Source organism: Streptomyces spiralis, from assembly GCF_014654675.1.
GTDB lineage: Bacteria > Actinomycetota > Actinomycetes > Streptomycetales > Streptomycetaceae > Streptomyces > Streptomyces spiralis.
This window is the reverse complement of the sequence record NZ_BNBC01000090.1, coordinates 1-10,429: the sequence shown is the minus strand read 5'-3', so window position 1 is coordinate 10,429 and position 10,429 is coordinate 1. Positions and strand designations below refer to the sequence as shown.

Below are 10,429 nucleotides of genomic sequence, written 5' to 3'. Positions count from 1 at the left end.
GCGGGGAAGGCGTCGTACAACCCACGCCCCATCCCCAACCGCTGCGCCCCCTGCCCCGTGAACAGGAACGCAGTCCGGCCACCGGTCCCCGCCACGCCGCTCACCACACCCGGCACACCGTCCGCATCGCCCTCCGCCAAAGCGGTCAGCCCCCGCAACACGGCCTCACGGTCACCCCCCACCACACACGCACGGTGTTCAAGATGAGCCCTGGTCACAGCCAGCGAGTAACCGACATCGGCCAGATCCGCGCCCGCACCCACACCGACCAACTGCCGGGCCTGCGCAGCCAGCGCCTCCGCCGACTTCGCCGAGACCACCCACGGCACCACCACCGGAGCAGCGCCAGCACCGCCCTCCACAACCGCTGCCGCCGACTCCTCCTCCGGCGCCTCCTCCACGATCAGATGGGCGTTGGTGCCACTCAGCCCGAAGGACGACACGCCCGCCCGGCGCGGACGCCCGGCGGCCTGGGGCCACTCCCTCGCCGCCGTCAGGAGTTCCACCCGGCCCGCTTCCCAGTCGATCTGCCGGGACGGCGCGTCCACGTGGAGGGTGCGGGGCAGCACGCCGTGCCGCATCGCCATGACCATCTTGATGACGCCCGCGACACCGGCGGCGGCCTGGGTGTGCCCGAAGTTGGACTTGATGGAACCCAGCCACAGCGGCCGGTCGTCCGCCCGGCCCCGCCCGTAGGTGGAGAGGAGCGCCTGGGCCTCGATCGGGTCGCCCAGCCGGGTCCCCGTGCCGTGCGCCTCGACCGCGTCCACATCGGAGGCCGACAGCCCGGCATCCGCCAGCGCGGCCCGGATCACCCGCTGCTGCGAGGGGCCGTTGGGAGCGGTCATGCCGCTGGACGCGCCGTCCTGGTTGACGGCGGAACCGCGCAGGACGCCCAGGACGGGGTGGCCGGCCCGCCGCGCGTCGGACAGCCGCTCCAGCAGCAGGACGCCCGCGCCCTCGCCCCAGCCGGTGCCGTCGGCGGCGTCGGCGAACGCCTTGCAGCGGCCGTCGGGGGCGAGGCCGCGCTGCTCGCTGAAGTACACGAGCATGTCCGCCGTGGACATCACGGTGACGCCGCCCGCGAGGGCGAGCGTGCAGTCGCCGCGCCGCAGGGCGTCGGCCGCGAGGTGCATGGCGACCAGTGACGACGAGCACGCGGTGTCCACCGTCACCGCGGGGCCCTCCAGGCCCAGGGTGTAGGAGACCCGGCCGGAGACGAAGCTGCCCGCGCTGCCGTCGGCGTAGTCGTGGTACATCACCCCGGCGAACACGCCGGTACGGCTGCCCTTGAGGGACGTCGGGTCCATGCCGGCCCGCTCGATCGCCTCCCAGGAGATCTCCAGCAGCAGCCGCTGCTGCGGGTCCATGATCAGCGCCTCGCGGGGGCTGATCCCGAAGAACGCCGCGTCGAAGTCCGCCGCGTCGTGCAGGAAGCTGCCCTCGCGGGTGTACGTCTTGCCGGGGACGCCCGGCGTGGGGTCGTAGACGCCGGGGTCCCAGCCGCGGTCGGCGGGGAACCCCGAAGTGGCGTCCCGGCCGTCGGCGACCAGCCGCCACAGCGCCTCCGGGGTGTCGGCGCCACCCGGGTAGCGGCAGGCCATGCCGACGATGGCGATGGGTTCGCCGCTCACCGCCGCGAGCCGGGCGTTCTCCTGGCGCAGCCGCTCGTTGTCCATGAGCGACTTGCGCAGCGCTTCGACGACCTGTTCCACCGATGTACTCACGTCATCCTCGAATTCGGTCAGTTCGGGTCGCCGGACGACAGGGCAGCTCGTACCAGGTCGTCGACGTCCATGGTCTGGATCGATGCGGTCGGGGTCGTAGCGTTCTCAGTGCTCTCGGCGGTCGTGCTCTCGGCGGTCTCGGTGTTCCTGGCGGTCTCCGTGCTGTCGGCGGTCCCCGCGAGCCTCAGCAGTGCGTCGAGCAGGCCCGCCTCCCGCAGTCGCGACGGCGGGATGGACCGCAGCGTCCTGCGGATCGTGTCGTCGTCCACGCCCGCGCCGGACGAGGAGGCGGCTTCTTCGGCCTGCGCCAGTTCGTCCGCCAGTTCCTCGAGCAGGTGCGCGGCCAGCGCGGCGGAGTTCGGGTAGTCGAACATCAGGGTGGCGGGCAGCCGGAGGCCGGTCGCCTTCTGCAGCCGGTTGCGCAGTTCGATCGCGCCGAGCGAGTCGAGGCCGAGTTCGGTGAATCCCCGGTCGGCGGCGACACCCAGGGTGTCCCCGTGCCCGAGCACCGCGGCGGCGTGGCCCCGGACCAGCTCCAGCAGATAGCGGTCGCGCTCCGCCCCGGCCAGCCCGGCGAGCTTGCGCCTCACCAGGTCGCCGCCGCTCTCGGCACGGCCGCCGGAGGCCACGGACGCACCAGACGTTCCTGACACACCCGACGCACCCGAAGCACCCGACGCACCGGACGCCGACGGCAGGGGGCGGCCCGCACCCCGGCCGGTGTCGCCCCGGCCGGTGTCGCCCCGGTCCGTGCCGGGTCGGCCGCCGCCGGTCAGGTCCCGCAGCAGGGCGGGCACCTCGTCCGTCCTGGCCCGCAGCACGGCCCGGTCGAACCGGACCGGCACGAGCAGCGGTTCGGGCCGCCGCAGCGCCTCGTCGAAGAGGGCCAGGCCGTCCGCGAAGGCCAGTTCGGTGACGCCGGAGCGGCTCATCCGCTTCAGGTCGATCTCGGTCAGCTCCATGCCCTCGCCGGCAGTGCCCGCCCACAGGCCCCAGGCCAGCGCGGTGGCCGGCAGCCCGGCGGAGCGCCGCAGGGCGGCCAGGGCGTCGAGGAAGACGTTCGCGGCCGCATAGGTGGCCTGCCCGGCGGGCAGCACCTGGCCGCCCGCCGAGGAGTACAGGACGAAGGCGCGCAGGTCCATGTCCCTCGTCAGCTCGTGCAGATGCCAGGCCGCGTCCGCCTTGGGCCTGAGGACCCGTTCCACCTGCTCGTCGGTGACCGCACCGACCAGGGCGTTGTCCATGACGCCCGCGGCATGCACCACTGCGGTCAACGGCTGCCCCTCGGGGATCTCCGCCAGGAGCGTTTCGAGGGCGGCCCGGTCGGCCACGTCCACCGCGGCGACCCGGACCTCGGCGCCCAGCCCGGCCAGCTCGTCGCGCAGCTCCCGGGCGCCGGGGGCGTCCGGGCCCCGGCGGCTGGTCAGCACCAGGTGCCGTACGCCGTGCTCGGCGACCAGATGACGGGAGAGCAGGCCGCCCAGCAGACCGGTGCCCCCGGTGACCAGGACGGTCCCCGTGGCGTCCCACGGCGACGGCTGTCCGCCTCGGGACACCCCGCCCGGAACCCCGGTGCGACCGTCCACGTCCGGAACCCCGGTGCGACCGTCCACGGGCGGAACCTCGGTGTAACGGGGCACCAGCACCGAGCCGAGCCGCACCGCGAGCTCGGTCTCGCCGGTGGCGAGCGCCGCCGGCAGGGACCGTACGGACTCCTCCGCGTCGTCGAGGTCGACGACGGTGAAGCGGCCCGGGTTCTCCGCCTGCGCCGCCCGCAGAACACCCCAGAGTGGAGCCTGCGCGCAGTCGACGGCGGCGTCGGTCTCCTCGCCGGTCACGACGGCGCCCCTGGTCACCAGCACCAGCCGGGACTCGGCGTAGCGCCGGTCGTTCAGCCAGTCGGCGAGGGTGCTGAGCAGCCGCCCGGTGGCCGCCCTAGCCCGCGCGGGCACGCCGTCGTACTCGGCGGCCGGACCGACCAGGCCCGACGCGCTCAGCAGGACCGTAGGCGGCACCGGCCCGGAGGCGGCGAGTTCCGCGAGGTCCGGGACCGCACGGTGACCGGGCAGCTCGGCTCCCACGACCACGTACGACTCCGGCAGGTCCGGCGCGTCCGGAGTGTCCGAGGCCGGCGGAGCCGAAGCGGACAGGGCAGACCGCCAGTCGACCCGGAAGAGCGAGGCGTCACGGCCACCGGCCGCCCCGCCGGACAACTGCCGCTCGGACACCTCCCGTACGACCAGGCTGTCCACCGTGGCCACCGGCGCGCCGGTGACGTCGGTGATGCGCAGCGCCACCGCGTCGGGGCCCGGCTTGGTCAGCCGCACCCTCAGCATGGCGGCGCCGGTGCTGTGCAGCGTGACCCGGTTCCAGGCGAAGGGCAGCGCGGTCCGGTCGGCGTCCTCCTGCCCCTCGTCGAAGACCCGCTCCCCGTGCAGGGCGGCGTCCAGCAGTGCCGGGTGCAGCCCGAACGCGGCGGCGTCGGCCTGTGCCCGCTCGGGCAGCGAGATCTCCGCGAAGAGCTCCTCGCCGCGCCGCCAGGCCGCCTTCAGCCCCTGGAACACCGGGCCGTATCCGTAACCGAGTCCCGCCAGGTCCTCGTACATCCCGCTCACGTCCACCCGCTGGGCGCCGGGCGGCGGCCACGCCTCCAGGTCCAGTTCGGCGGGCGCCGGCTCGGGGGCGAGCACACCACTGGCGTTGCGCGTCCACCCCTCCCCGTCCCGCGCCTTCTCGTCCCGCGAGTACACGGCCACCGTGCGCCGCCCGGACTCGTCCGCCTCGCCGACCACCACCTGTACGGCGACCCCGCCGCGCTCCGGCAGCAGCAGCGGCGCCTCCTGGGTCAGCTCCTCCAGCAGCGCGCACCCCGTCTCCTGCCCGGCCCGCAGCGCCATCTCGACGTACGCCGTGCCCGGCAGCAGCACCGACCCGAGCACCGCGTGGTCGGCCAGCCACGGGTGCGTGTCCACGGCGAGGCGCCCGGTGAGCACCGGGGCCCCGGTCTCCGCGGAGTCGACGACCGCGCTCAGCAGCGGATGCCCGGCGGCCACCTGCCCCAGCCCGGCGGCGTCCTCGACCACGGAGGGCACGTCGAGCCAGTACCGCTTCCGCTCGAAGGGGTAGGTGGGCAGGTCCACGCGGCGGGCGCCGAAGCCCGCGAAGCAGGCGGCCCAGTCGATGTCCAGGCCGGAGACGTGGAGTCGAGCGAGGGCGGTGAGCAGGGTCTCGGCCTCCGGTCGGTCCTTGCGCAGGACCGGCGCCACGACCACCTCGTCCGCTTCCAGCGTCTGCTGCGCCAGCGCGGTGAGGACGGAGTCGGGGCCCAGCTCCAGGAACGTTCGGACCCCGGACTCCTCGACTGTCCTTACGGCGTCGGAGAAGCGGACGGCGGCACGGACCTGGTTCACCCAGTACTCAGGGGACTGCCAGTCGGTGGCCGGCTCGCCGGTGACCGTCGAGACGGCAGTCAACGCAGGTGCGCTGAACGACAACTCGGCCGCTACGGCACGGAAGTCGGCCAGCATCGGCTCCATCAACAGGCTGTGGAAGGCGTGCGACACCGACAGACGGCTCGTCTTACGACCCATCGCCGTGAAGTGCTCGCCGATCGCCAGCACCTCGCCCTCGGCACCCGAAACCACCACCGATCTCGGCCCGTTGATCGCGGCGATGGACACGCTGTCGGTGAGCAGGGGCAGGACCTCGTCCTCCGACGCCTGCACGGCGACCATCGCGCCACCATCAGGCAACGCCTGCATCAACCGCCCACGCGCCACCACCAACCGAGCCGCGTCCGCCAAGGACAGCACTCCGGCCACGTGAGCCGCGGCCAGCTCACCGATGGAGTGACCCACCAGCACATCCGGCCGCACACCCCACGCCTCCACCAACCGGAACAACGCCACCTCGACCGCGAACAACGCAGGCTGGGCGTAACTCGTGGCGTTCAGCGCATCCGGGTCCTCGCCCCACATCACCTCACGCAACGGCTGATCCAGATGCCGGTCCAGCTCAGCAACCACCGCGTCCAGCGCCTCAGCGAACGCGGGGAAGGCGTCGTACAACCCACGCCCCATCCCCAACCGCTGCGCCCCCTGCCCCGTGAACAGGAACGCAGTCCGACCGCCGCTCCCCGCCACGCCGCCCACCACACCCGGCACACCGTCCGCATCGCCCTCCGCCAAAGCGGTCAGCCCCCGCAACACGGCCTCACGGTCACCGCCCACCACACACGCACGGTGTTCAAGATGAGCCCTGGTCACAGCCAGCGAGTAACCGACATCGGGCAAGTCCGCGTCCATGTCCATCAGCTGCCGGGCCTGCGCAGCCAGCGCCTCCGCCGACTTCGCCGAGACCACCCACGGCACCACCACCGGAGCAGCGCCAGCACCGCCCTCCACAACCGCTGCCGCCGACTCCTCCTCCTGCGCCTCCTCCACGATCAGATGGGCGTTGGTGCCACTCAGCCCGAAGGAGGAGATCGCGGCGCGGCGGGGCCGGTTGCGGGCCGGCCAGGGGCGTGCCTCGGTGAGCAGCCGGACGTGTCCGGTCTCCCAGTCCACCTCGGGCGACGGCCGGTCGATGTGCAGGGTCTTGGGCATGACCCCGTTGCGGAGGGCCATGACGGACTTGATCACACCGCTGACGCCGGCGGCGGCCTGGGCGTGGCCGATGTTCGACTTGATGGAGCCCAGCCACACCGGGTCGTCGGCGGGGCGCCCCTGCCCGTAGGTGGCCAGCAGCGCCTGGGCCTCGATCGGGTCGCCCAGCCGGGTCCCCGTGCCGTGGCCCTCGACCAGGTCCACGTCGGCGGTGGTCAGCCCGGCGGTGGCGAGCGCGCGCTGGATGACGCGCTGCTGGGAGGGGCCGTTGGGGGCGGTCAGGCCGTTGCTGGCGCCGTCCTGGTTGATGGCGGAGCCGCGGATCACCGCGAGGACCGGGTGGCCGTTGCGGCGGGCGTCCGACAGCCGCTCCAGCAGGAGCACGCCGAGGCCTTCGGCCCAGCCGGTGCCGTCGGCCGCGCCGGCGAACGCCTTGCACCGGCCGTCCGGGGACAGGCCGCGTTGCTGGCTGAACTCGACGAAGATCTCCGGCGTGGACATCACGGTGACACCGCCGGCCAGCGCCATGCCCACCTCGCCGCGGCGCAGCGCCTGGCAGGCCATGTGCAGGGCCACCAGGGAGGAGGAGCAGGCGGTGTCGACGCTGACGGCGGGGCCCTCCAGGCCGAGAGCGTAGGCGACACGGCCGGTCAGGATGGAGGCGGCGGTGCCGTTGCCGAGGTAGCCGGCGACGTCGTCGGGGACGTGCCGCAGCCAGGTGCCGTAGTCGTGGTACATCACACCGGCGTAGACACCGGTCTGGCTGCCGCGCATGCTCGTCGGGTCGATCCCGGCCCGTTCGAAGACCTCCCAGGACGCTTCGAGGAGGAGCCGCTGCTGCGGGTCCATGGCGACGGCCTCGCGCGGGCTGATCCCGAAGAAGGCGGGGTCGAACTCGGCGGCGTCGTAGAGGAATCCGCCTTCGCGGGAGTACGTCCTGCCGGGCAGGCCGGGCTCGGGGTCGTAGACGCCGTCGGTGTCCCAGCCCCGGTCGGCGGGGAAGGCCCCGGTGGCGTCGCGGCCCTGGGCGACGAGGTCCCACAGATCGTCGGCGGAGCGCACCCCGCCGGGGAAGCGGCAGCTGATGCCGACGATGGCCACGGGCTCGTCGTCGGACACGGTGACGGGGGCGGCGGCCGGGGACACGGTGTCCTGCGGGGTGCCGCCGCCGAGTTCCGCGTCGAGGAGGTCGGCCACGGCCCGGGTGGACGGGTGATCGAAGACCAGGGTCACGGGCAGCCGCAGGCCGGTCGCCGCGTTGAGCGCGTTGCGCAGCTCGACGGCGGCCAGCGAGTCGAAGCCCAGCTCCTTGAAGGCGCGGTCGGCGCCGACCGCGTCCGCGGAGTCGTGGCCGAGGACGGCCGCCACGTGGCCGGCGACGAGGTCCAGGAGGGTGCGGGTGCGCTCGGCGGCGCCGAGGCCGGCGAGCCGGGATGCCAGGTCGCCGCCACCGCCCTGCGGGGCGCTCGTGGCGACCCGCCGGGTGGTCGCGGGGCGTGCGGTGCCGCGCAGCAGCGGCGGCGTGTCCGCGCCGCGGGCGTGCAGGGCCGCCCGGTCGACCGGCAGGGGGGCGAGCAGGGCGTGCGGGGTGCGCAGGGCCTCGTCGAACAGCTCGAGGCCGCGCTCGGCGGGCAGCGCGGGCAGGCCGAGCCGCCGTGTCTTCTCCAGGTCGGCGTCGGTGAGTTCACCGCCGAGGCCCGTGTTGACGGCCCACAGTCCGAAGGCGAGCGAGGTGGCGGGCAGCCCGGCCGCGCGGCGGTGGGCGGCCAGCGCGTCGAGGAAGACGTTCGCGGCGGCGTAGTTGCCCTGCCCGGCGGGCAGGACCAGCCCGCCGGCCGAGGAGTACAGGACGAAGGCGCGCAGGTCCATGTCCTTCGTCAGCTCGTGCAGATGCCAGGCCGCGTCCGCCTTGGGCCGCAGAACCGTGTCGATGCTCTCGGGGGTGAGGGCGCCGACCATGCCGGGGTCGACGACTCCGGCGGCGTGCACGACGGCGGTCAGCGGATGCCCGTCGGGTATCTCCGCCAGGATGCGGGCCAGCGCGTCCCGGTCGGCGACGTCGACGGCGGCGACCCGGACCTCGGCTCCGGACTCCTCCAGTTCCGTCTTCAGTTCGGCGGCGTCAGGGGCGTCCATGCCGCGCCGCCCGGCCAGCACCAGGTGCCGTACGCCGTGCTCGGCGACCAGGTGGCGGGCGACGATCGCGCCCAGGCCGCCGGTGCCGCCGGTCACGAGGACCGTCCCGTCCGCGTCCCAAGGCACCGTGGCGCCCTCGGGCACCAGGGCGGGCACGAGCCGGGGGGTGAGGAAACGGCCCTCGCGCAGAGCCAGTTCGGGTTCGCCGAGGACGGCGACGGCAGCGGCGAGGCGGGCCGCTACGTCCTCCGTGTCGGCGGGCGTGTCGCTGTCCAGCAGGACGATCCGCCCCGGGTTCTCGGCCTGCGCCGCGCGCACCAGGCCCCACACGGGTGCCTGCGCCAGGTCCACGTCGGCGCCCTCCGCGGTGGCGACCGCGTCCCGGGTGACGACGACCAGGGTGGACTCCTCGGTACGCGGGTCCGCCAGCCACTCCTGCACGAGGGCGAGCACCCCCGAGGCCACGGAGCGCACCGCGTCCGGAACGGCGTCACCGCGCGGCGTGGCGCACGGAGCGATCACGACCGGGGGCGGCGCGTCCGAGCCGGACAGCCCGGCGAGTCCCGCAGGTCCTTCGGCACCGGCTCCGGCACCCGCACCGATCACCGCGTACGACGGCGGCGTCCCGTCCGCCGGAGCCGGCACCGCGCTCCACTCCAGGCGGTGCAGATCCTCCGACAGCGTGCCGTTCGCGGTCTGGAGCGCGTCCGGGGAGACCGGCCGGCAGATCAGCGAGGCGACCGTCATCACCGGCTGTCCGGCGCCGTCGGCGACCACCATCGCGGACTCCTCGGCGCCACGGATCCGGCGCACGTACACCCGAAGGGCCGAGGCCCCGGAGGCGTGCAGCGTCACACCGCTCCACGCGAACGGCAGCAGCGCCTCCGTACCGCCCTCGCCGTGGTCGACCAGCACGTCGACGTGCATGGCGGTGTCCAGCAGGGCCGGGTGCATGCCGTAGCGGACGGCCTCGCCGTGCACACCCTCGGGCAGGGCGACCTCGGCGAACAGCTCGTCCCCGCGCCGCCAGGCGGCCGTCAGGCCCTGGAAGGCGGACCCGTAGCCGTAGCCGCGCTCGTTCAGCCGTTCGTAGGCGCCGTCGACCTCGACGCGGGTGGCGCCCGGCGGCGGCCACTGGGTCAGGTCCGCCCCGTCGACGTGCGCGGCGCCGGTGGCCAGGAAGCCCGTGGCGTGCCGTGTCCAGGTCTGCCCGGGGAGGTCGTCCCGGCGCGAGTGGACGCTCAGGGCGCGTCGGCCCGACGCGTCGGGCGGACCGGCGACCGCACGCAGGGCCGCGCCGCCCCGCTCGGGCAGCACCAGCGGGGCCTCCAGGGTGAGTTCCTCCAGCAGGGGGCAGCCCACCTGGTCACCGAGGCGTACGGCCAGTTCGACGAAGCCCGTCCCCGGCAGCAGGACGCTGCCGTGCACCTCGTGGTCGGCCACCCAGGGCTGTCCGGCCGCCGAGAGCCGGCCGGTCAGAACGACGGAACCGTCCTCCGGCGACTCCACGGCCGCGTTCAGGATCGGGTGCTCCACCGCCTCCAGACCGGCCGACGCGAGATCGCCCGCACTCGCGGGCACGTCGAGCCAGTAGCGCTTGCGCTGGAAGGCGTACGTGGGCAGGTCCAGGTAGCCGGTGTCCCGGCCGCCGAGCACCTCCGGCCACGCCACGTCACCGCCGCGCGCCCACACGGCACCGACACCGCCCAGCAGCTCACGCGCCTCGTCCCGCTCCCGCCGCAGCAGCGCCACGAACGCGGTGTCCCCACCGGCGACGGAACCCTGCCCGAGCGCGGTGAGTACGGAGTCCGGACCCAGTTCCACGAACGTACGGACCCCGGATTCCTCGGCCGTACGGACGGCGTCGGAGAAGCGGACGGCGGCACGGACCTGGTTCACCCAGTACTCCGGGGACTGCCAGTCCGTCGCCGACTCCCCCGTGACCGTCGAAATCGCGGGGAT

Annotated in this window: 2 protein-coding genes; both read right to left on the bottom strand. The window is 74.3% G+C overall.

Going from position 1 to position 10,429, the window contains the following annotated elements; translation table 11 throughout:
- Positions 1–1,727: type I polyketide synthase (locus IE318_RS45915; RefSeq protein ID WP_229904175.1), on the bottom strand; the 1,727-nt coding region annotated here is incomplete at its 3' end.
- Positions 1,728–1,744: 17 nt separating this feature from the next.
- Positions 1,745–10,366 carry a type I polyketide synthase gene (locus IE318_RS43075; RefSeq protein ID WP_229904174.1) on the bottom strand — a complete coding sequence of 2,874 codons (8,622 nt, stop codon included), beginning with the start codon at positions 10,364–10,366 and terminating at the stop codon, positions 1,745–1,747.
- Between the last annotated feature and the right edge of the window lie 63 nt (positions 10,367–10,429).